Source organism: Listeria monocytogenes (genome assembly GCF_900187225.1).
GTDB classification, from domain to species: domain Bacteria; phylum Bacillota; class Bacilli; order Lactobacillales; family Listeriaceae; genus Listeria; species Listeria monocytogenes.
Map to the genome: position 1 here is coordinate 2,069,406 of NZ_LT906436.1, position 22,036 is coordinate 2,091,441.

Annotated in this window: 19 protein-coding genes; 3 read left to right on the forward strand and 16 right to left on the reverse strand. The window is 38.1% G+C overall.

Annotated elements, in window-relative coordinates; all coding sequences use genetic code 11:
* Positions 1-32: 32 nt before the first annotated feature.
* The 11 genes from ftsA to CKV70_RS10515 form a co-directional block, all read right to left on the reverse strand.
* Complete coding sequence (ftsA, locus tag CKV70_RS10460; RefSeq protein WP_003731981.1) at positions 33-1,313, reverse strand: cell division protein FtsA; 1,281 nt, start codon at positions 1,311-1,313, stop codon at positions 33-35.
* A gap of 365 nt (positions 1,314-1,678) precedes the next feature.
* The gene (locus tag CKV70_RS10465; protein WP_003724089.1) at positions 1,679-2,491 is read right to left on the reverse strand and encodes a cell division protein FtsQ/DivIB; all 813 of its coding nucleotides are present in this window, start codon (positions 2,489-2,491) and stop codon (positions 1,679-1,681) included.
* Between the two features lie 22 nt (positions 2,492-2,513).
* The gene (gene murG, locus CKV70_RS10470) at positions 2,514-3,605 is read right to left on the reverse strand and encodes an undecaprenyldiphospho-muramoylpentapeptide beta-N-acetylglucosaminyltransferase (RefSeq protein WP_009930513.1); all 1,092 of its coding nucleotides are present in this window, start codon (positions 3,603-3,605) and stop codon (positions 2,514-2,516) included.
* Positions 3,602-4,969 carry a UDP-N-acetylmuramoyl-L-alanine--D-glutamate ligase gene (gene murD / locus CKV70_RS10475; RefSeq protein WP_014600994.1) on the reverse strand — a complete coding sequence of 456 codons (1,368 nt, stop codon included), beginning with the start codon at positions 4,967-4,969 and terminating at the stop codon, positions 3,602-3,604. Before murD ends, murG begins: the two co-directional genes overlap by 4 nt.
* Before the next feature lie 140 nt (positions 4,970-5,109).
* Positions 5,110-6,084: a phospho-N-acetylmuramoyl-pentapeptide-transferase gene (gene mraY / locus CKV70_RS10480; RefSeq protein ID WP_003731978.1), complete on the reverse strand. Its 975-nt coding sequence runs from the start codon at positions 6,082-6,084 to the stop codon at positions 5,110-5,112.
* Positions 6,085-6,130: 46 nt separating this feature from the next.
* Positions 6,131-7,606: a UDP-N-acetylmuramoyl-L-alanyl-D-glutamate--2,6-diaminopimelate ligase gene (locus tag CKV70_RS10485; protein WP_014600995.1), complete on the reverse strand. Its 1,476-nt coding sequence runs from the start codon at positions 7,604-7,606 to the stop codon at positions 6,131-6,133.
* A gap of 174 nt (positions 7,607-7,780) precedes the next feature.
* Positions 7,781-10,036: a penicillin-binding protein gene (locus tag CKV70_RS10490; protein WP_003731976.1), complete on the reverse strand. Its 2,256-nt coding sequence runs from the start codon at positions 10,034-10,036 to the stop codon at positions 7,781-7,783.
* The gene (gene ftsL, locus CKV70_RS10495) at positions 10,033-10,395 is read right to left on the reverse strand and encodes a cell division protein FtsL (RefSeq protein ID WP_003723754.1); all 363 of its coding nucleotides are present in this window, start codon (positions 10,393-10,395) and stop codon (positions 10,033-10,035) included. The genes CKV70_RS10490 and ftsL overlap by 4 nt, the downstream gene beginning before the upstream one ends.
* A 16-nt stretch (positions 10,396-10,411) precedes the next feature.
* The gene (gene rsmH / locus CKV70_RS10500; protein ID WP_014600996.1) at positions 10,412-11,350 is read right to left on the reverse strand and encodes a 16S rRNA (cytosine(1402)-N(4))-methyltransferase RsmH; all 939 of its coding nucleotides are present in this window, start codon (positions 11,348-11,350) and stop codon (positions 10,412-10,414) included.
* A 12-nt stretch (positions 11,351-11,362) separates the two neighbouring features.
* A complete protein-coding gene (gene mraZ, locus CKV70_RS10505) occupies positions 11,363-11,794 on the reverse strand; it encodes a division/cell wall cluster transcriptional repressor MraZ (protein WP_003723756.1) in 432 nt (143 codons plus the stop codon).
* A gap of 202 nt (positions 11,795-11,996) precedes the next feature.
* The gene (locus CKV70_RS10515; protein ID WP_022741861.1) at positions 11,997-13,244 is read right to left on the reverse strand and encodes an MDR family MFS transporter; all 1,248 of its coding nucleotides are present in this window, start codon (positions 13,242-13,244) and stop codon (positions 11,997-11,999) included.
* A 115-nt stretch (positions 13,245-13,359) separates the two neighbouring features.
* Between CKV70_RS10515 and CKV70_RS10520 the strand changes: the two genes are divergently transcribed.
* Positions 13,360-15,174: an SgrR family transcriptional regulator gene (locus tag CKV70_RS10520; RefSeq protein WP_003731973.1), complete on the forward strand. Its 1,815-nt coding sequence runs from the start codon at positions 13,360-13,362 to the stop codon at positions 15,172-15,174.
* Here the strand turns inward: CKV70_RS10520 and CKV70_RS10525 are convergent.
* The 4 genes from CKV70_RS10525 to CKV70_RS10540 all read right to left on the reverse strand — a co-directional run bounded on the left by CKV70_RS10525 (position 15,104) and on the right by CKV70_RS10540 (position 17,326).
* Positions 15,104-15,490, reverse strand: a complete 387-nt coding sequence (locus CKV70_RS10525) for a DUF3397 domain-containing protein (RefSeq protein WP_003726129.1) — start codon at positions 15,488-15,490, stop codon at positions 15,104-15,106. The two genes, CKV70_RS10520 and CKV70_RS10525, sit on opposite strands and share 71 nt — an antisense overlap.
* The gene (locus tag CKV70_RS10530) at positions 15,483-16,376 is read right to left on the reverse strand and encodes a 2-dehydropantoate 2-reductase (RefSeq protein WP_014600998.1); all 894 of its coding nucleotides are present in this window, start codon (positions 16,374-16,376) and stop codon (positions 15,483-15,485) included. Before CKV70_RS10530 ends, CKV70_RS10525 begins: the two co-directional genes overlap by 8 nt.
* A gap of 149 nt (positions 16,377-16,525) precedes the next feature.
* Positions 16,526-16,699 (reverse strand): 50S ribosomal protein L32, encoded by a 174-nt coding sequence (gene rpmF, locus CKV70_RS10535; RefSeq protein ID WP_003726143.1) that lies wholly within the window; start codon positions 16,697-16,699, stop codon positions 16,526-16,528.
* A gap of 90 nt (positions 16,700-16,789) precedes the next feature.
* Entirely contained in the window at positions 16,790-17,326 is a 537-nt protein-coding gene (locus tag CKV70_RS10540; protein WP_003731970.1) for a YceD family protein, read from the reverse strand.
* A 129-nt stretch (positions 17,327-17,455) separates the two neighbouring features.
* Here CKV70_RS10540 and CKV70_RS10545 point away from each other — a divergent pair, with 129 nt between their 5' ends.
* Complete coding sequence (locus tag CKV70_RS10545) at positions 17,456-18,628, forward strand: nucleotidyltransferase (RefSeq protein WP_014600999.1); 1,173 nt, start codon at positions 17,456-17,458, stop codon at positions 18,626-18,628.
* 81 nt (positions 18,629-18,709) lie between these two features.
* Positions 18,710-20,950, forward strand: a complete 2,241-nt coding sequence (locus CKV70_RS10550; RefSeq protein ID WP_014601000.1) for an ATP-binding cassette domain-containing protein — start codon at positions 18,710-18,712, stop codon at positions 20,948-20,950.
* A gap of 41 nt (positions 20,951-20,991) precedes the next feature.
* Here the strand turns inward: CKV70_RS10550 and CKV70_RS10555 are convergent, their stop codons facing one another.
* Entirely contained in the window at positions 20,992-22,032 is a 1,041-nt protein-coding gene (locus tag CKV70_RS10555; RefSeq protein WP_014601001.1) for a SepM family pheromone-processing serine protease, read from the reverse strand.
* Positions 22,033-22,036 lie beyond the last annotated feature (4 nt).

The window sequence follows — 22,036 nt, forward strand, 5'->3', positions numbered from 1 at the left end:
GATTTTCTTGCTGACCTATCAGCTATTCACTTTTATTCAAAAAATGCGCCGAAAAAATTCTTCATTTTCGTTGATACTTTTTCGTCATCTGATTTCTTTTGTTTTGGTTTAGGTTGTTTTTGTTTTGGTGCTTCGTCGTCGTAACGAGGTTCGTTTGCCGAACTGCTTACGTCGCGTCCTTCTAATTCAGCCATTTGATAAGCATATTTAATTAAGCCTACTGCGGTTGTAAAGGAAGGTTCCCGAACACCAATATAATCAGGAATCGCTAGTCTAACATGCGCTGCTAAGGTTTTTCCAGCCAAATCAATTGCCCCTGGAATAGCCATCGAACCACCAGTTAGTACATAACCTCCTGGAAGATGCGTTTTGCCAACACGTGTAAGTTCTTCCACTACTAATTGGAAAATTTCTTCCATACGCGCTTCGATAATATCTGCTACTTCTACTTGTGTAAAATGTTGTTTTTGGTCACTACCGATAACATCAATAGCAAAAACTTCATCTGGAGAAGCATCATCATAAAATGCATAGCCATGATCCAATTTAACGCGATCGGCATTTGCAGTAGAAGTGTTTAGTCCAAGTGATAAGTCTTTGGTGATATTATCTCCACCAACTGGAATGACACCAGTATAAGTTAGTCGTCCTTGCTCAAACACACTAACAGTTGTAGTTCCTGCACCAACATTCACGAGTGCTGTTCCAAATTCTTTATCATCTTCTGACAAGGAAATAGATGCCTCCGCAAGTGGTTGTAAAGCAATATCAGAAATTTCAAGTCCTGCACGTTCCACACAACGTAACGTATTATGTAAAATTGTTTTTGAACCAGTGATTAATGTACCTTCCATTTCTAGACGAACACCAATCATTCCACGTGGATCTGTAATTCCAGTTAATCCATCTACAACAAATTGATCTGGAATAGTGTTAATAATTTCTCTTTCAGGAGATAGAGGAACAACTTGAGCGGCATCCATTACATTCCAGACATCTTCATCTGTAATTTCACGGTTTTCGCTACCTACTGCCACAATTCCTCGGCAAGCTTCTAAATGCACTTGACTCGATACTACCCCAACTATTACTTGAGAAATTTCAACGCCAACCATTCTCTCTGCTTGTTCAATTGCCTTTTTAATGGATTCTACAGTCTTGTCTATGTCGATAATAATTCCTTTTTTAATTCCGGAAGATTCGACATTCCCAACACCGATAATATTGAGTCTATCGTCAGCCATTTCTGCGATGATTACTTTCACAGAAGCTGTTCCAATGTCTAAACTTACATAAATTTCGCTATCACCCATTTATCGGCACCTCCTTTTATTCTAGTCATTTAACATGTATTTATTTCTTTTTTTATACCGAGCAAAAGCCGGTTTTTTAACTTTCTTGAAAAGCTATGAAATTTCTTTATTTTTATGGCGTCAGTGTAGAATGATTGCCCATTCTGCCTAACATACAAAATCACTTATTTACAGTCTACACTAAGAAAGAAGGTAATAAAAGCACAAAGAACATTTTTTGGCAAATTCTTAAGATATTTTTTTCATTTTATTCAAAAAGCGAACAAGTGTTGGTATCCCTTGACTTAAGGTCATCATTTTGTTACCTTTTTGAAACATCTGTTATCTATAAATTCGCCAAAAAATTAGCGAGAAGAAAAAAAGTATTATTCATTTGTTTCTTTCTTCTCTTTAGCTGCTTCTTCGGTTGCTTTTTTCTCCGCATTCTGTTGATAATAACTTTGGAAATAAGAACCTACTTCAATATCAATAACCCCTTTTTGTCCTTTCGCCAGTTGAGCGACAATTGCTGGATAATGTTGCATTTTCTCAGCAAAGGTACTAATATCTGCGGAAACCTGGTTACCATCGTTCATATATAATTTAATATGGTTTTTATCACTTTTTGTTGGACTATAAATCACTTCCGAGATAGAACTAACAACATCTTTTGGTAACTTATTAATTTGGTCTACCATTTTCTCAAGCGTTTTACCATTTTTAAAATTTTGAAATAGCAAATCATTTCCAATTGGGAATTGTCTTGGTTGATCTGTTAGCATAATGCCGCTTTCTAACACATCATAGTATTTACCATCTTGTTGTTGATAACCTATCGTTTTAAATTCGGTGATATTGATTTGAACATCATTTAACCCTTCTTTAGAAACGGTAGCATCTTTAATAAGGGTATTTTTTTTGAGGGCATCTTCGGTTTTCCCATTACTTATCCCGATGACAAACTCACCAATTTCAAGTCCACTTTCTTTTCTTACTTCATTCTCAGTAAGTTGCTTATTGCCACTTACAGCAATTTTATCTAACTTACTGAGTGGGGAGAGGAAATAAAGCGTAATGGCGATCAAAATCACAAAAATTCCGATTAAAATGGCTAGGTGTCTTACTAATTTTTTTTTGCGGTATTTTTTGAGTTCTGGTATGCGATTTTCAATGGAAATTACTCGTTTATTTTCAGCCATTTTATTCGCTCCTTTCTGCGATTTATTTCATAATGCTAAGGACTGCTTCTACTAATTTCGCTGCTGCATCTGGGCGCCCCATTTGTTTAGCACTTAGCTTCATACTATTTAATTTCGCCTCGTCATTCAAAATCGAATCAACTGTCGCCATTAAATCGGTATTTTTTAATTCTGCTTCTGTAATTACGATTGCAGCATTGTTTTTTTCTAAAGCGCGGGCGTTGTTTTCTTGGTGGTTCGCTGTCACGTATGGACTAGGTATCAGAATACTCGGAACTCCAAGCGCTGTCAGTTCTGCGAGTGTTGTTGCTCCAGCTCTTGAAACAACTAACGTCACAGCGTTTAAAATTTTGGGCATATCATAAATAAATGGTTGAACACTAATATGATTACCCAAATTCAACTCAGCTAAAGAATCTTTTATTTTTTCATAGTGTACATCGCCTGTTACATAAAGTAGCTGAAAATCCCGATTATTCCATTCTGGCAAAACAGCTTCTACAGCTTCATTCACGCCGCGAGCTCCTCTACTGCCTCCAAAAACAAGCACAGTTGGCTTCCCTGAAACAAGCCCGTAAGCTTCAAGCGCACCTTCTGAGTCCACACCTACAACTTCAGAAGCACGTGGATTACCAGTGAAAACGATTTTTTCAGATGCAAAAGAATCACTTACTTCTTCAAAACAAATAGCTACTTTATCTGTGTAGCGACTTAAAAATTTATTCGTTAATCCAGCAACACTATTTTGTTCGTGGATTAAAGTAGGAATTTTAAGTTTTGCGGCTGCATAAACGACTGGACCACAAACATAACCACCTGTTCCGATAACGACATCCGGTTTAAAATCGCGCAAAATTTGTTTGCTTTTTTTTGCACCACTTAGAAAGCGCATCACTGTTTTAATATTTTCTAAAGATAATGAACGTTTAAAACCTGTAATTTCAATAGCTTCAAAAGGAATACCCTCACGTTTAACGATACCCGCTTCTAAGCCTTTTTCTGTTCCGATATATAAGAATTCCGCTTCAGGATGACTTTTTTTTAATTCTCTGATGAGGGCAAGCGCTGGATAAACATGTCCGCCAGTACCACCACCACTTATTGCTACTTTCATTTTTCCACCTCTTCTATTAGTTCACCGATTGCATCCATGTAGGCATTCCCGCGAACTTCAAATGTCCGGTATTGATCCCAACTCGCACATGCTGGTGAAAGTAAGATAATATCTCCTGGCGCTGATTCGCGATAAGCAACAGGAACTGCCGCTTCGACATTATCCACGTAATGTACTTCAATACCAGCGATTTTCCCGACACGACCAATTTTATCTGCTGTTTCGCCAAAGACGATTAACGTTTTTACATTTTTGAAAAATGGTAGTAATTCGTCAAATGAATTACCACGGTCCAAACCACCAGCGAGTAACACAACTGGATTTTTAAACCCTTTTAATGCACTTTGAGTTGCAAGGATATTCGTTGCTTTTGAATCGTTATAGAATTTACGACCTTGCCATTCTACAACAAATTGTGTCCGGTGCTCTACACCTTTAAATGTTTCTAATACGTGCATGATTTCTTCGTTTGTAACACCTAATGTCTTTGCTACTGCTACGGAAGCAAGTACGTTTTCTAAGTTATGTTCTCCAGGAAGTAAAATATTGTCACGCTCCCCAATCACTTCGTCGTTGAACATAATATTGCCATTTTGCACGTAGCTTCCTTGACCAAGACGTTGCGTTGTTGAAAAAGGAATAACTTGCGCTTTTGTTTGTTTTGTTAAATTTTTAAGCTCTTCTTGATCCCAGTTAATTACTAAGAAATCATCCGCTGTTTGATTTTTTTGGATGTGCCATTTTGCTTGGACGTATTCGCTACGGTCTGTATGGTAGTCTAAATGTGCCTCATAAATATTCGTAATAACGGAAATATGTGGTTTAAACGTTTCTACGCCCATTAATTGGAACGAAGATAGTTCCATCGAAATATATTGATCACTTGTTGCATTTTCAGCAACAGCGGATGCTGGAAAACCAATGTTCCCTGCTAGTAAAGAACTATTTTCTTTATGTGCATTTAACATATGGTGAATAATCGTTGTTGTCGTTGTTTTACCATTTGTTCCTGTGATTCCAACAATCGGTGCCTCAGAAATTTGGTAAGCTAATTCCACTTCCGTAATGACTGGAATTTTAAGTTTTAACGCTTTTTCAATCATTGGGTTATTGTACGGAATTCCGGGGTTTTTTATAACAAGCTCAAATCCCTCATCCAAAAGTTCAATTGGGTGCGAACCGCAAATAACTTTAATACCTTGCTCAAGTAAACCTTGCGCTTCTGGATTCTCGCTAAAAGGTTTTTGATCATTAACAGTTACAAATGCTCCCAGTTTATGCATAATTGTTGCCGCGCTAACACCACTTCTTGCAAGACCCAAGACAAGTACTTTTTTGTGATGGTACATTTCAATTTTTTTCATTTCCTTTGGTTCCCCCATTTATCTCAAAATTGGCGGTCGAATTTATGATTTTCACAAAAACGACGGAAAGCGCCAACCAGATTCTGTAAAAAACAGCTAACTAGAGACGCTTTTGCCGTAAAAAGATTACGGCGCATTATTTAAAAAATGACTACACAGACAGAGATAATTGCTCCGACTAATCCGATTCCCCAGAACGTTAAAACAACACGCCATTCGGACCAACCACCAAGTTCAAAGTGATGATGAATTGGTGTCATACGGAAGATTCGTTTCCCTCCAGTTGCCTTAAAATAAAATACTTGCAATATAACAGATGCTGTTTCAATAACGAAAATAATTCCGATTAAAAGTAACAGCCATTCTTGATGTACTAAAATAGAAATTGCTGCGATACTTCCACCGAGTGCAAGCGAACCGGTATCTCCCATGAAGATTTTCGCTGGATTTTTATTAAATAGTAGAAATCCAAGCATTCCGCCCACAATCGCAAAACAGAAAATCGCGACATCCATTTGTTCTTGGTAAAATGCAATGACACCAAAAGCAGAAAAAGCAATGACAGAAAGGCCAGAGACAAGACCGTCTAAACCATCTGTTAAATTAACTGCATTGGAGAAACCAACCAACCAGAACAAAATAAAGATAACAAAGAACCAACCAAGATCCACTTCTATATTCGTAAATGGAATATTAAGCGTCTCGGCAAAATCATTAAAATGATACACAAGATAGAATAAAATCGAAATCACCACTTGGCCTAAAAACTTCTGCTTTGAAGTAAGGCCTAGATTACGTTTTTGAACTACTTTGATATAGTCATCTAGGAAACCTAATGCGCCAAATAATGCCAGCGCGATAAATAGTAGCCACGTTGCCGCACTAACTTCACCACTGATGAACGAAAAGACTAAGAAGCTAATAAGCATAGCGGTAATGAAAACAACAGCACCCATTGTCGGTGTTCCTGATTTCTTTTCATGCATTTTCGGGCCTTCATCTCTAATACTTTGGCCGAATTTTAATTTCACCAAGAATGGTATAAATAGTGGGACACCTATCACCGTAATGATAAAAGCCACTGCAAATGTTGATACTAACATGTATAAAGACACAATAAATTCTCCCCAATCTGTTTGTCAAAGCACTTCACTTCATATTTTATGCGAGTCCGAGTTTTTTTTCAATAGCTATTCGAGCTTCTACGCGATCATCGAAATCAATAACCTCGTCACCAATCACTTGATAATCTTCATGACCTTTTCCAGCAATCAGAATAACATCCCCTGCTTCTGCTTGATTTACTGCAAAACGAATCGCATCTCGGCGGTTTTCATGAACAACGTAAGCATCACTTTCTGGAACACCTTGAATCATATCTTCAATAATCGCACGTGGATTTTCACTACGCGGATTATCTGATGTAAAAATAGGATTTGTTGCATAATCTACAGCGATTTTCGCCATTTGTGGACGTTTTCCTTTATCACGATCCCCGCCACAACCAACAACGACAAAAACGCGTTTTTTTGCAAATTCATCAATTGTTTCTAATACATTTAGCAAGCCGTCTGGAGTATGAGCGTAATCAACTATAACAGGAAACTCTTGTCCTGCATGTACAAGTTCAAAACGTCCTTTGACACCCGGTATGCTTTCCACTGTTTTAATTGCTTTTTCCATAGGGATATGTAGCGCAAAACTTGTTGCAATCGCAGCCAATACGTTATAAACACTAAAGTTCCCAATCATTTTTATTTTTAATGTGAAATTACCAACTGGTGTCCCTAAATCAAATGTGGAACCATGGCTAGTAATTTTGATATTACTTGCTTGGAAGTCAGCTTCTTGTTTTATCCCAAAAGTGATAATGTGAGCGGCTGTTGCTTTTTGCATACGCACACTTTCCGCGTCATCCGCGTTTAATACAGCAATTTTTGGATTACTTGTATGGTAGCTGTTGCCTAGTTGGGCAAACAATAAGCTTTTTGCATTGGCATATTCTTCCATTGTATGGTGATAATCCAAATGATCTTGAGACAAATTCATAAACACAGCGACATCATAGTCTGAACCGTATACGCGACCTTGAACGAGTGCATGCGAGGAGACTTCCATCACAGCTGTGCTTACTCCGCTGAGTAACATGTCCCGGAATGTTTCTTGTAAAGTTAGGCTGTCTGGCGTTGTATTTTTTGTTTCTAAAATTTGGTCGCCAATTTTACGATACATCGTGCCAATCAAACCTGTTTGCTCACCATTTTCGCGAACGATTTGTTCCACTAAGTGGCTCACGGTCGTCTTACCATTCGTCCCAGTAATCCCAACGAGTTTTAACGCTTGGGTTGGAGATCCATAAAAGTAATCGGCTAACATCGCCATGGCACGTTTTGAATCTCTTACATATATGACAGGAATTGATACATCCACTTGTTTTTCTGCAATAATTGCTACTGCTCCTAGTTCTACTGCACGAGACGCAAACTGGTGTCCATCCACTACTTCTCCGTCTATACAAATAAACAATGTCCCTGGTTTTACTTTTCTACTATCTTGGGCGATATGGCTAATTTCAATTGTTTCACTTACCTCGCCAGTAAAAACCGGGATAGCTTGCATTAGTTCATTTAACTTCATTCTTGCCATCTCCTCAAACTTATTCTTTCTGTTATTTTTGCTAAAACCAAAAAGAATTCTTTTCTATCTTAGCAAAAACAACAAACTATATCTACCACGACAAAAGACACAGATTGCATTTAAATTTAGAAGTATGCCACTTTATAAAGCTGACATACTTCTATCTTCCTATTATTAATTGAGCAAATCACCGATACCGGCATTCTCTTGGATGTCAGTTGCTTTTTTATTTTTTTCCGCTGTATCTTGATCGTGATTTTGATTAAATGCACTTATTTCTTCTGGTGGTGCGAGGGTTATTTTCATTTTCGTTTCACTATTAATAACGCTACCCGCAGATACGCTTTGGCTCTTCACGTAACCATTTCCACTAAACTCAAATGGAATACCAGTTATTTCAGAAACTTTTAACGCATCGTCTTTCGACCAAGTTACCATGTCAGGGGCAGTCATGTCACCATCTGTCATTAAAATAACTTTTTGACCTTGCATGATTTCGGCGTTCGCTTGTGGAAGTTGTTGGACAATTTTTTTGCCATTACCAACTACAATTGGTTCCAACCCTTTATCCTTCACTATTTTTTTAGCTTCATCTACTTTTTTTCCTGCTAGGACTGGTACTTTTTCAGAAGCTAGTTTTTCTGCATCGCCTGGTTTGATGTTCATATATTGCAGACTATTTTTCATTACAGGATTAAAAACTTCCGAGACTGCTTCTCCGCCAGTCTGACTGCCGGACAATTGCGGTTGTTGCATTGTCACATAGATAACTAATTCCGGATTATCCGCCGGTGCCATTCCTAAGAAAGAGAATATATAATTATCTGCTCCAGTCATATACTTACCTGTTTTGGGATCTGGAATTTGTGATGTACCGGTTTTACCAGCTACATCGTATCCAGGAATCGCGTATAATTTACCAGTACCATGTTCGCCGCTAATAACGTTTTTTAATTCATCACGCGTCTTCTTCGCTGTTTCTGCACTAATTGGTTTTCCAGCAATTTTTGTTTTAGTGTCGGTTTCTTCGCCTGTGTTTGGATCTTTGACACTTGAAACAACATATGGTTCTTTCATCGTGCCGTCACTTGCGATAGCCGAAGCAGCTTGAATCATTTGCATCATTGAAACGGTTGTCCCTTGTCCGAAAACGGTTGTTACTTTCTCAATTGGATAGTTATACAAAATTTTCCCGCTTGTTTCATTAGGTAAAGCAATACCTGTTTTCTTACCAAAACCAAATTTGTCTAAATATGTTTTAAAAGTATCGGTTCCCATTTTGTTTAAGAGTTTGGCAAATGCAACGTTACTAGAGCGTTCTACTCCTTCACGATACGTAATAGAGCCCCAACCGTTTCCGTTGTTATGGTCATGGATTGCGATATCTCCTACTTTATAAGAACCCGATTGATAATATTCATTGGCATTATAAGCGTTCGTATCAATTGCAGATGCAAGAGAAATAATTTTCATTACTGATCCTGGCTCATAAGCATACTCAACAGGTAAATCTTGCCAAATGCTGGAGCTGTTTCCGGTAATAGTAGATCGATCAGCAGGGTTGAAGGAAGGACGTTGACTAATAGCTAAAATTTCACCTGTTTTCGGATCAGCTACAACTGCCATCATGTTTTTCGGTTTATACTTTGCATCAACAGTTGTCATCGTATCTTCTAAAAAGGTTTGAATTTTTTTATCTAGTGTTAGCGTAATATCTTTGCCGTCTTTTGCTTCCGTTACTTTGTTTTTAGAATTAGGCAAAATATAACCCATTCTGTCTGTACTGTAATCAATTTTGCCATTTTTGCCTGTCAAAATATCATTATAACGGGATTCAATACCCATTTTACCTTCTAGAACGGTAGCATTCTTTTCTTCTTCTTGTTGCGCAAAACCAATTAATTGTGTTGCAAATGTTCCATTAGGATAGAAACGTTCTGATTGACGAGTAAATTCAATACCTGGTAAATTCTCCTTGTCAATTTTCGCTTTCGTTTCTGTAGAAATGTTTTTTCCAGCAGCGCCGAATTCGACTTGGTATTTTCCTTTTTCGTGGAGCTTATCTAGAATGTCAGATTCATCCATAGGAATATACTTGGCAAGGATTCGAGCTGTTTTTTCTTCATCAACAACACGCATTGGATTCTTCGTTGTTTTGGAAAGTTTATCGCTAACTACTGCTGCAACCGTGTAAGAAGCCGTATCCTCCGCTAGCACTTCTCCTTTACGATCTAAAATGGAGCCACGCTTTGCTTCGAGAACACTGCTTTTCAAATGTTGTTTAGATGCTTTTGCTGCAAGAGGTACCCCATTTGCTTCTCCCGTAATTTGCAAATAAAGAAAACGGCCAGAAACCAAGAGAAAGAGAATTGTGAAAAAGATAAAAAGCACAAGAGCTCCCCTTCTCATGTTACCTATACGCCGTTTCATTGACCATCTACCACTTTCACATTATCGCCATCAAGTTTTAGCCCTTTTTCTTTAGCGATTTTCAAAATACGTTCATATCTCCCTAAATCTTTTACTTCTACTTTTAAGTCTTCATTTGATTTTTGTTGTTCGAGAATTTTGGTTTCTTTTGTTTGAATTTCTTGGTTCACTGTGTAAATTTGCGCTTGTACGCTAATTATACGAAAAGCAACAACTAAAACAATCGCAAGCGCAATCGTGATGATTACTTTTTCTCCAAGTGTCATTTGACCACGTTTTAGGATTTGTTTTTTGGGTTGTTCCGCTTCTCTATGTACTCTATTTGGCTCGAGATTCGATTTATAGGCGACATTGCTCACATTTTTTCAACTCCTGCTATTTGATAATTTTTTCGATCACGCGTAATTTTGCAGAACGTGCTCTGTTGTTTTGCTCCAGTTCTTCTTCACTTGGTACGATTGGTTTTCTTGTCGCAAGTTTGAAATCTGGTTTATATTCATCTGGAATGACAGGAAGACCTGGTGGTAAATCTGGTCCTTTTGTCGCTTCTTGGAATAATTGCTTGGTTATGCGGTCTTCTAAAGAATGAAACGTAATTACGCTAATTCTGCCGCCTGGTTTTATTAAAGTTAAGGCTTTTTCAAGCGAATCTTCTACTGCGCCGAGTTCGTCATTAACAGCAATTCGGATGGCTTGAAAAGTGCGTTTTCCTGGATGTCCACCTTTTCTTCTTGCTGGCGCTGGAATAGCTGTTTTAATAATATCTACTAGTTCGCCAGTAGTTTCAATTGGTTTCACTTCGCGATGACGTTCGATTTCACGAGCAATTTGTTTCGAAAATTTTTCTTCGCCATATTGGAAAAAGATACGAATTAAATCTTGATAAGACCATTCATTGACAACTGTTTTTGCTGTCAATTCTTGTTCTTGATCCATTCGCATATCCAGTGCAGCATCTTGGTGATAACTAAAACCACGTTCTCTCTCGTCTAGTTGAGGGGAAGAAACGCCTAGATCATACAAAATCCCATCAACCGCTTCGATACCACGCTCATTTAATGCTTCTTTCATATCGCGAAAATTGGCTTTAATAAAAGTCACTTTATCGCTATAATCTGCTAGTTTAATTTTTGCATTATCAATCGCTGTTTGATCTTGGTCAAATGCAAATAAATGCCCTTTTTCATTAAGCTTATTTAGTAAATACTCGGAGTGACCTGCGCCGCCAAGTGTTGCATCGACATAGATTCCGTCTGGTTTTACTTCAAGCATATCGACTGTTTCATGTAGTAGTACGGTTTCGTGCTTAAACATGCATTTCCCCCCTTAAATATCAAAGCCAATCATATTTTCGGCTAAATCAGCAAAAGATTCTTCTGCCTCATTAAAGACATCATCCCACTCTGATTTACTCCAAATCTCAATACGACTTGAAACTCCAATAATTACTGTTTCTTTTTCCAAATCCGCATACTGTAGTAAGTTGGATGGAATATTAATCCGACCTTGTTTGTCTAGTTCACATTCAGACGCACCGGAAAAGAAGAAACGTGTAAAGGAACGAGCATCTTTCTTAGTAAGTGGTAAGGTTTGGAGCTTTTCTTCAAGCTTTTTCCATTCCTCTTGTGGATAAGCAAATAAACACTTATCAAGTCCTCGGGTTATAACAAAATTATCCCCCAAAAGCTCACGGAATTTAGCTGGCACAATTAATCTGCCCTTTATATCGATGTTGTGTTGATATTCTCCCATGAACATTAGACTTCACCCACTTTCATACATACCACTTTACCACATCTCCCCACTTCGCACCACCGAAAACCTAAAAAAGTGCAAAAAAAAATCATTCCAGCCAAAGCATAGAATGATTAAACCCTTATTTAAAGCCATTTTATCCTAATTCAATTCTTAAAAAACAATGTGGGGCTTGGTGGAGGGATTCCCCACTTTGAACCAAAATTCATTTTACTAACACTTTTTCCCAACCAGATTTTAATGCCACCGCTGAGAACACTATACTTAAAATACCAAGAATAATCGTGAAAGCTCCCATGCCATATTTGCCAATAAATGGTGCAAATACTAAACTTACAGAACCAATCATTTTACCAATTTGGAAAATAATACCATTAAACGCCATGTAGGCCCCACGCTTGTCATCATCAACAATTGCCGCTAAAATAGTTTGGCGTGTTGGTACATAAAGTAATTCACCAATCGAAAGCACCATCGTTGCCAAAAGTAAAACAGCTAGATTATTTGCGAAGGCGCAAACTGCAAACCCAAGTGCAAACAAAGTAAACCCTACATACATAATAGGTTGCTGCGCCCTTTTAGTCACAAATCTCGCAATTGGTACGGTAAAAAGTACAATAAATAAAGTATTCACAGCAGTTAACACACTCACTATTTGTACTCCATTGAGCGAAATATTTCCAAGTGGCCCCAAATGCACAAGTAACACTTTCACATCTTCTGCTAAACGAACCGAAATGTAGTTGCTCCGTTGAAACTCAATCGACATGATAGCAATTCCACCAATAGTATATAGAAGAAAACGATAATCATGTAATACTTGTCCATAATTTTTAAGCATTCCCATTAGTCCATATGACCCTTTTTGAGGCAATGCTTTTTGCTGTAACGTCTCGGAAATTAAGCTTATAGTAAGCCACGCCGTAACAAATGACATGATAAAAAGGACAACTAATAGCGGAAACAGATAATCTACAAAAAACCACCCCCCCACCATAATTCCAATCATGATCGATAAATTATTCGCCCAATAACTAACGGAATACATAAATGAACGGTTCTCTGGGGTACTTACATCAATCAACATCGCTTCTCCAGCTGGATTAATCAACCCCTGAGCTACCCCAATAATAAGTAACATTACAAAAGTTATCCACGGAGAATGAAACATGGGAGAATTGCATAGCACCATCCCAAGAAACGCAAACACTTTAAGCAGTTCTCCGGTGACCATTAATTTCTTACGTCCAATAATATCCGCTAGATGTCCACCGTACATGCCAGCAAGAAATTGCGCTAATACATTAATCATCAAGAGAAAGCCAGCGACACTACTATTAATCTCCATTGAAAAATAAATTGCCATAAAAGGAAAAATCATTGAACCAATTACTTTACTCAAAAACTGAATTAATATCCGTGCGCGAATATTCGGGTGTAACTCTCTAAACATGACATTCCCTCCATTTGCAATTTTTCTGACTTCTCTGCTAGTATAAAAGGGATACATAAATATAAAAAGGGTATTCATTTTCATATATTGTCCCCTTTTAGAACGGAGCTGTGCTATGGATAAAGATTATTTCACTATGCGCGCGCATTTATACAATATAACTACCGATTTAGAAGTGCCTTTCAAATTAAATGATGTGGCAAATATTTGGTTTTGTACGACTAAAAATGCCAAGCGTAAATTGCAACAATATCAGGCGAAAAAAATGCTTACTTATCTTCCTGGATTAGGCCGTGGAAATGTTTCACGGATTATTTTCCCTAAACAGTTAGAACTAGAGGTTCTTGACGTTTTGGAACAAAGTTTGGCTGAAGATGCATTTAGCAATATTTTATTTTTGCTACAATTGCCTATCCCTAAAAGCTGGTTCACAAGTATTTCTACCGAAATTCAACAAATGTTCGGTTTGCAAGTAACAGAGAATCAACAAGAAGTTCTGCGCTCTATCGTTCGTCGCAAGCTCACTACCTTAGATCCACTTCAAACTTCTGTATCCATGGAAGCTTTTCTCATCACCCAAATTAGTGACTCTCTCGTCAAATATGATGAAAAGAAAAAGAGAATTATACCTCATATAGCACACCACTGGAAAGTTTCTGATGATTTTACGGAATGGACATTTTATTTACGAAAAAGTGTTTTATTTCATCATGGACGCACGCTTGATAGTGAGGATGTAAAGTACACCTTGATGCGTTCTATGCAAGCAGAATCGGTTTCTTTCTGGCAATTACAGGATATTCAATCCATCTACTGTCCTAATAAATTCACGCTCTCCATTCAGTTAAAAAAAACTGACCCTTTTTTCATTCGTTATTTATGCACAGCGAATATGGCTATTTTACCGCGTGATATTATTTTTGATGAATATAAATGGATTTCTACTGGTCCCTTTCGAGTTGCAGAGCGGAATGACGAGCGCTTGATCTTAGAAGCCTTTGATGGATATTTTCTCGAGAGACCGATTCTTGATCGAGTAGAATTTTGGACCGTCCAAACTGGAAACAATTTAAAAACCATTCCAATGCAGTTCACTTCCGTTGATTACGAGGAAAATCCCGCCTATGTGGAACGTCGTAAACCTGGTGTTGGCGTTAATTTTATTTGTTTCAATACGCACCGAAATGGCACCCCGCAACATCCGGCATTTCGAGAGGCAATCTACCATCTCATCGATTGTCAAAAAGCAAGTGATCAACATTTCGAAAACTATGGTACAGTCGCATCTAACTATTACCCTGAAAAATCCCTTCCACCTAAAAAACATCCTGAGAAAATCACTACTTTATTAAAAACAGCAAACTACCAAGGTGAAAAAGTTGTTTTTGGAACTACCCAACACCCTACCGCTGTAAAAGAGTCCAAGTGGATCCAAGAGCAAGCTGTCAAATTCGGAATTAACTTAGAAAGAAAAATCATTTCGCATCAGGAAGCTTCCTATTCCAATGTTCCAGCAGAAGAAACCGACTTCATGATGATGGGAGAAATCCCAGCATCAGATGACGAAATGGCCTATTTAGATTTTTTAAATAACCCCTATCTGTTGCCGCAACAACTTTTCAATCAAGTAATTATCAAAGAACTTACGGAAAAACTGGTTGCATTTAAAAAAGAGAAAGACGCCTCCAAAAGAGACGCCTTACAAACGAGTATTGATAGCTGGCTAACAGAAAATCATTATTTAATTTACTTGCATCATCCGGAAAAAAGCCAATCGCTTCATTCAATGATAAAAGGAATTGCAGAAAATCCTTATGGTTATTTTGATTTAAGCAAAGTGTGGATTGAAACAAGCCCGCTTAAAACATTAAAACCAGACTATAAACAATCCCATAGAGGTAAAGCGCCACATACAATAAAGCAAAAATGAAGAAGCACAGGCGCCAGTATCCACGAAGGATTTTTCGGAATTGAATCTCGCCTTCTTTCTTTGCAGCCGTAACAACAATTACAATACCTAAAATAAATAAAAATAATAAAATATATAATAAGAACGAGCGATTAAATAGCACAATCATGAAAAAATGAACAGCAATAATCAAGAAAATAGTAGATAAGTCAGCGGCTAACATAATTCTCCGCTGGCTTTTCTTCAGTTTGAAACTGGAAAAAAACATCGTCAAAATAAATACCACAACTGGTAAAATAATAATTATTGCTGTTGAATTAGTTAACCAATCAAACATCACTTTCTCCTTCCAACCCTTTAATTAGATGATATAACGCATGAAGCGTAGGAAGTGACTCCCCTTTTTCTAAAATTGGCAGCACGATTCCATCAATTTCTGTCATTCGATTATTCATTCGGTCAAGAGCCATCGAAGAAAAATTAGTAGCTGTCACTTGGCAGATTACTTCCACTTTTTCTAAAGCATTTTCTACTGGCAAAACCGTTTGTATTTCTTTTACAATCGTCTTTAATAATTCATGCCATTCTTTATTTTCAAGAAGCTTTCCATTTTGGACTTGAAGAACAGCTGTGAGTGGATTAATTACTGCATTAATAAATAATTTTTCATTTATAATGTCTAAGTAACTAGCATGCTTTTCAACTGGAAAATCTGGATTTGAATCTAATATTTTTATTACAGCCTCATTTAACTCGCCTTGGTAAATACTATACTTTGTTCGGCCATGACCACGCCAAATGACTGTTGTATCATCTTCCCGCCCCGCCCCGTGTTCGCTAATACCTAGCAAAATAGTTCGTTTATTACCGAGTAGCGGCATGCTATCTAAATGCGCCGCTCCGTTTTGGATGAATAATAACGGCACTTGTTCAGGTATCGACCGTAACAGTGGCAAAATGGTTTTTAGTGAGTATTGTTTAACTGCGATAATTAATAATTCTTGTTCTGATAACTTTTCAGCATCTGTTATTACTGTGGCTTGTATATGTATATTTTTTAATTCGGAATTATCTTTTAAAGAAAGTCCTTTTTGATTTAATAAATCGCTTTGTTCTTTTCTCCGCGTAAAAAGAGTGAGCTCAGATGTATCAGCAAAATTTGCTGCGTATAAAAGCCCCATCGCTCCTGCTCCAATAATTCCTACTTTTAGTTGGTTCGCCATTTAGTTCAGCTCCATATTGGTTAATGCTTTTATTTTATCAGAAGTAGCATTCTTTTGCACTTCTGTACGCAAACAAAAACCTCGAAAGACCCATGGCGTCTTTCGAGGTTCGTCTTCAACAGGTGAAACGTCACCTATTTTTAGCAATATTAGCTGTTTGCTACATCTTTGCCATCATATTGTCCACATTCTGGGCATACGTGATGGGAAAGTCTGTATTCGCCGCAATTCGAGCATTCGTTCATGCCCGGAAGTTGAAGTTTAACGTGTGTACGACGCTTACGCTTTTTGGCTTTTGAAGTTCTTCTAAAAGGTACTGCCATTTCCTTACACCTCCTTGACGATAACTAAGTACTTGTATCGTTAATCTAAGAAAAATAAATTCCTTAATATATTCCAGCTTCACGGGGAGTTTAGTCTTCTTTTTTCTCATCGAAAAAATTGGCTAATCCCGCAAGACGAGGATCCACTTTTGGTTCTTTTGCTATTTGTTCTAGTAGATTGCCTTCTTCTGTTTTCATTTCCCATTCTTTGCCTCGTGGAAGGTTACTCATTTCGAGTGCGTCTTCACTGAAAACTTGCATCGGAATTTCAACAAGTAAAAGTTCTTCTACTACAGGGGTTAAATCGACCATATCCTGTTCCATCACATGCCAAGATTCATCTAGAACTTGTTCTTTGGATTTCACAAAGGTTTCCGTCGCATGCACTTCATAAGGATAAATAACATCCTCAAGCGTACGAGCACATGGAAGTGTCCACTCGCCTCTCATAGTCAGGTTAGCGGTAACTTCTTCTGGGTGTACAATAAGTTCCCCAGTTACTTGTACGGGGCTTGCATCACGAACGTCTATATTGTTCTCTTGAAAGAACTTTTTTAGGTCAGCTTTTTCATTAATCGTGAAGTTGCTGTCACGATATTTTTTCAATTGACTGATAGACCATTTCATCCTACATCACTCCAAGCGCAACACAAAATATTATAGCTTTTTTAAAGGCTTTTGTCAATGGTTTTTCGGGGACCAAAACTACCGGTTGAATTTTATGCTAAAATAGATTATCTAAAGGAGGGAACCGAAATGAAAGCAACTGGAATTGTGGTGGAATATAACCCTTTTCATAATGGGCACAAACTACATTTAAATAAAGCGCGCGAGTTAACTCAAGCAGATGTGGTGATTGCGGTAATGAGTGGCTCGTTTGTACAGCGCGGCGAACCAGCAATTATTCCAAAATGGGAACGTGCGAAGATGGCGCTCTCGGCTGGTGTTGACATGGTTGTTGAACTCCCTGTCTCGTTCGCGACACAGCATGCGACGATTTTTGCAGAAGAAGCAGTTCGTATTTTAGATGCCATTCATATAGATACGCTGTTTTTTGGCAGTGAACATGGAGTTGCGGAAGATTTTACACTCGCGGCGAAAAAAGTAGTCGAAAACGAAGCCCATTTCAATGAGACAATTCAGCTTGCGTTAGTTGATAAGAAAACTTCTTATGCGAGAGCTTATACGGAAACTTTTAAAAAGTTATTCGGCGCAGACTTGTTAGATGTTTCTAAACCAAATAACATTCTCGGTTTCCACTACGCGCTTGCCGTCCAGAAACAAAACCCGTCCATTTCCCTTCAAACCATTCCTCGTGAACATGCAGAATACCATGACGAGGAAGCGAGCCATGACCAAATCGCAAGTGCGACCGCGATTCGAAAATTAATACTTGCTGGGGAGTTAGAAGAAGCTAGCCACTATCTCCCTGCTTCTTCTATAGATATTTTACGCAATTATGAGGGGCCATTTTTATCGTGGAAAGATTATTGGTCATTCCTGCAATATCGGTTAATTCAAGCCGGCTCAGAAGAACTGGAAGGAATTCGCGGCGTTAGTGAAGGAATTCAAAACCGGATGCAGCAAGCAGCGACTAAAGCGCAAAACTTCTCTGATTTTATAGAATTAACCAAAACAAAGCGATACAGTAATGCACGATTACAACGAACGGCTTTACAAATTTTATTAAATGCAAGGAGTCAAACTAGCTCCCCTTACATCCGAATACTCGGCATGAATAAAACGGGGCAACAATATTTATCGCTTCATAAGAAAAATATTTCTCTTCCTATTGTTACGACTGTTTCCAAAGCACCAGCTGGGCTTTTAGAGGAGGAATTACGTGCGACAAACATTTATACGCTGGCAAAAGGACTGGAAAATTATCAAGCTGGCGACTTTCATATTCCACCAATTTTAACCTTGTAATCTTTACAAGGTTTTTGGTTGACTTTTATGGAGCTATTTTGCTAAGATGTTTGTCCGACTCAAAAAACAGGAGGTATGTGTATGGTACAAGAATATATTCGATTAAGAGGAGCGCGTGAAAACAATCTCCAAAATATTTCGCTAGATATCCCCAAACGAAAAATCACTATTTTTACTGGTGTATCTGGTTCCGGGAAATCTTCTATTGTATTTGAAACTATTGCCACGGAATCGCAAAGACAGTTAAACGAAACATACAGCGCCTATCTTCGTAATTTCCTTCCGAAGTATACGCAGCCGGACGCAGATTCAATTGAAAACCTCTCCACCTCTGTTATTATTGATCAAAAACGACTTGGCGGTAATTCCCGCTCCACCCTTGGTACCATTACGGATATTAATTCGATTTTGCGATTACTTTTCTCGCGTGTCGGCAAGCCTAGTATCGGGACAGCAAATTTATTTTCTTTTAACGACCCTGCTGGTATGTGTCCTGATTGTCACGGTGTTGGTCAAAAAGTTTCGGTTGATTTAGTCAAATTACTTGATCCAAATAAATCGCTCAAAGAAGGCGCCATCTTATTTCCGACGTTTTCGGTAGATTCATGGTACTGGAATTCCTATGCTTATTCCGGCTTTTTTGATGTGAATAAAAAAATAAAAGATTATACTGACGAAGAATACGATATGTTGTTACATGGGAAAGATATTAAAGTTTTCCTAGAAACACCCATGGGAAGCATGAACGCTACATATGAAGGGTTGATTCCAAAATTCAATCGTTTGTATATTCAAAAAGAAGGCGAAATGTCTGCCTCTACTAAAAAACGCGTGGATAAATTCACCCATATTGCGCCTTGTACAACATGTGAAGGCACGAGACTTTCCGCACAAGCATTATCTTGTAAAATAAATGGCGCAAATATCGCCGACTTCACAGCGATGCAATTAGATGAATTAAAAGATATGATTGCGCGTATTGATGACCCTATCGCTGCTCCAATGGTCAAAAGTGTCACAGAGCGATTGCAACATTTGATTGATATTGGTCTTGGTTATATGACACTTGACCGCCAAACTGCTTCTCTTTCTGGTGGTGAATCGCAACGTGTCAAGATGATTCGTCATTTGAATAGTAGCTTGACTGATCTGCTTTACATTTTCGATGAACCGAGTATTGGTCTTCATCCACGGGATGTTCATCGCCTAAATGAATTACTTGTAAAATTGCGAGACAAAGGCAATACGATTCTCGTTGTGGAACATGACCCAGATGTGATCAAAATTGCCGACCATGTTGTCGATGTCGGTCCGCACGCAGGGAAACATGGCGGTGAGATTCAGTTCGTCGGAAGTTACACAGATTTGCTGAAATCGGACACATTGACTGGTCAGTTCCTCAATCGCCATTTACCGATCAATAGCAAACCACGACAACCAAAAGGCTTTTTAACAACAGAAAAAAGTAGTCGTTTCAATTTAAAAAACATTCAAGCCAACATTCCAAAAGAAGTCCTTACCGTGATAACTGGCGTGGCTGGTTCAGGTAAGAGCACCTTGATTCATTCTGTTTTTCTAAAAGAATATCCAGACGCAATAGTGATTGACCAATCAGCCGCACATGCCAATATCCGCTCCAATCCCGCCACCTATACCGGCATAATGGACCCAATTCGAAAAGCATTTGGAAAAGAAAATGATGTTAGTCCATCGCTCTTTAGTTACAATTCCAAAGGCGCTTGCGAAAACTGTAAAGGACTTGGTTTCACGACAATGGATTTGGCTTTTATGGATTCGATTCGTACACCTTGCGAAGTCTGCCATGGCAAGCGATTCCAGGATTCTGTTTTGCAATATAAACTGAATGGTAAATCCATTAGTGATGTGTTAGAGCTAACTGTCTCAGAAGCACTCGATTTCTTTACGGACAAAAAAATCTTGAAGAAAATTGAGGCAATGGAAGAAGTAGGAATTGGTTATGTCACGCTTGGCCAAGCACTTAGCACCTTATCAGGCGGGGAATGCCAACGTTTAAAACTCGCCAATGAGCTTCATAAAAAAGGATCGATTTATATCATGGATGAACCTACAACTGGTCTTCATATGTCAGACATCGAACATATTTTGACGATCATTCACTCACTTGTAAATAAAGGAAATACGGTTATTGTGATAGAACATAATGTCGATATTATTCGAAATGCTGACTGGATTATTGACCTTGGTCCTGAAGGCGGAAGTGCTGGTGGACAAATTATCTTCGAAGGCGCTCCTCTTGATTTACTTGAAAATAAACAATCATTAACTGCCAAATATCTTTAATGAAAAAAGCCGTTTTGTCTGCTATAGACAAAACGGCTTTTTTATTGTAGTTTTTTTAAATAATCCACAGCATCTTGGAAAGTTTTAACTGGAACGATTTTCATGTTGGTGTCAATGTCTTTCGCTGTTTTGAATGCTGTATCGTAATTACTTTCGATACTTGGATCGCTTTTTTTCATTTCTTCAGTGATTGGATCATTTGGAGCAAAGAAAATCTTCGCGCCACTTTTATCTGCTGCAACAACCTTTTGATCAATTCCGCCGATTCTACCCACGGTTCCATCCGGATCAATCGTACCAGTTCCGGCGATTTTTTTGCCATCTGTAAGATCATTTTTTTGGAAACGACTGTAAATTTCTAAACTAAACATTAAACCAGCAGAAGGTCCGCCGATTTTTTCAGAGTCGATTTTCACGGTTGGATCTGCGGTGATTTTTTCATCATCCACAAGCGTGATACCGATTCCTGGAGTACCTTTTTTATCAATAGCTGTTAGTTTGATGTTGGCTTGTTCATTTTTGTCTCCGTGTTTGTAGTTAATTTTGACAGTATCTCCCACTTTTTTGCTATGGATATAATTAATAAATTCTTGGCTTGATTTAAACGCATTCCCATCAATTTCTGTGATTAGGTCGCCAGCGTGAAGGATATCCGCTGCTGGAACGTCGTCTTTTACGCTTAATACGTATACGCCATCATAAGTAACTTTGACTTCTTGTCCAGCTGCTTTATAAGCCACTTGAATGGCATTATTTTTGGATTCATTCATCATTTGCATTTGGCGAACATTGTATTCTTCGTCGCTTTCATTCTCGTATTTGATCTCGCTATCTTTTTCTAGCTCATGGTATGGCAAAAATTTAGCGGTCATATATGTATAAATATTTGCTTTTCCCATTGCAATCGTCACTAGACTGAGCGAACCGTCTTTTTTATTTGGATGGTTATCAACCGTAACGAGTGGTGCAAGTTCTTCGGTCCCACCAGGTTTTGAAATATAATACGGAACTGGAATAAAAAAGCCCGCTATAATAATAATTAACAGCACTATCGCCGTTATTTTTTTCCACTCTTTACGCATTTTT

Excerpts from the sequence above, each read along its gene's own strand:
- CKV70_RS10525 (WP_003726129.1), bottom strand. The coding sequence starts at position 15,490 with ATGTTTGATTGGTTAACTAATTCAACAGCAATAATTATTATTTTACCA.
- CKV70_RS10530 (WP_014600998.1), bottom strand. The coding sequence starts at position 16,376 with ATGGCGAACCAACTAAAAGTAGGAATTATTGGAGCAGGAGCGATGGGG.
- CKV70_RS10490 (WP_003731976.1), bottom strand. The coding sequence starts at position 10,036 with ATGAAACGGCGTATAGGTAACATGAGAAGGGGAGCTCTTGTGCTTTTT.
- murD (WP_014600994.1), bottom strand. The coding sequence starts at position 4,969 with ATGAAAAAAATTGAAATGTACCATCACAAAAAAGTACTTGTCTTGGGT.
- rpmF (WP_003726143.1), bottom strand. The coding sequence starts at position 16,699 with ATGGCAGTACCTTTTAGAAGAACTTCAAAAGCCAAAAAGCGTAAGCGT.
- CKV70_RS10550 (WP_014601000.1), top strand. The coding sequence starts at position 18,710 with ATGGTACAAGAATATATTCGATTAAGAGGAGCGCGTGAAAACAATCTC.
- ftsA (WP_003731981.1), bottom strand. The coding sequence starts at position 1,313 with ATGGGTGATAGCGAAATTTATGTAAGTTTAGACATTGGAACAGCTTCT.
- CKV70_RS10485 (WP_014600995.1), bottom strand. The coding sequence starts at position 7,606 with ATGAAGTTAAATGAACTAATGCAAGCTATCCCGGTTTTTACTGGCGAG.
- CKV70_RS10555 (WP_014601001.1), bottom strand. The coding sequence starts at position 22,032 with ATGCGTAAAGAGTGGAAAAAAATAACGGCGATAGTGCTGTTAATTATT.
- CKV70_RS10540 (WP_003731970.1), bottom strand. The coding sequence starts at position 17,326 with ATGAAATGGTCTATCAGTCAATTGAAAAAATATCGTGACAGCAACTTC.
- CKV70_RS10515 (WP_022741861.1), bottom strand. The coding sequence starts at position 13,244 with ATGTTTAGAGAGTTACACCCGAATATTCGCGCACGGATATTAATTCAG.
- murG (WP_009930513.1), bottom strand. The coding sequence starts at position 3,605 with ATGAAAGTAGCAATAAGTGGTGGTGGTACTGGCGGACATGTTTATCCA.
- CKV70_RS10465 (WP_003724089.1), bottom strand. The coding sequence starts at position 2,491 with ATGGCTGAAAATAAACGAGTAATTTCCATTGAAAATCGCATACCAGAA.
- CKV70_RS10520 (WP_003731973.1), top strand. The coding sequence starts at position 13,360 with ATGGATAAAGATTATTTCACTATGCGCGCGCATTTATACAATATAACT.
- CKV70_RS10545 (WP_014600999.1), top strand. The coding sequence starts at position 17,456 with ATGAAAGCAACTGGAATTGTGGTGGAATATAACCCTTTTCATAATGGG.
- rsmH (WP_014600996.1), bottom strand. The coding sequence starts at position 11,350 with ATGTTTAAGCACGAAACCGTACTACTACATGAAACAGTCGATATGCTT.
- mraZ (WP_003723756.1), bottom strand. The coding sequence starts at position 11,794 with ATGTTCATGGGAGAATATCAACACAACATCGATATAAAGGGCAGATTA.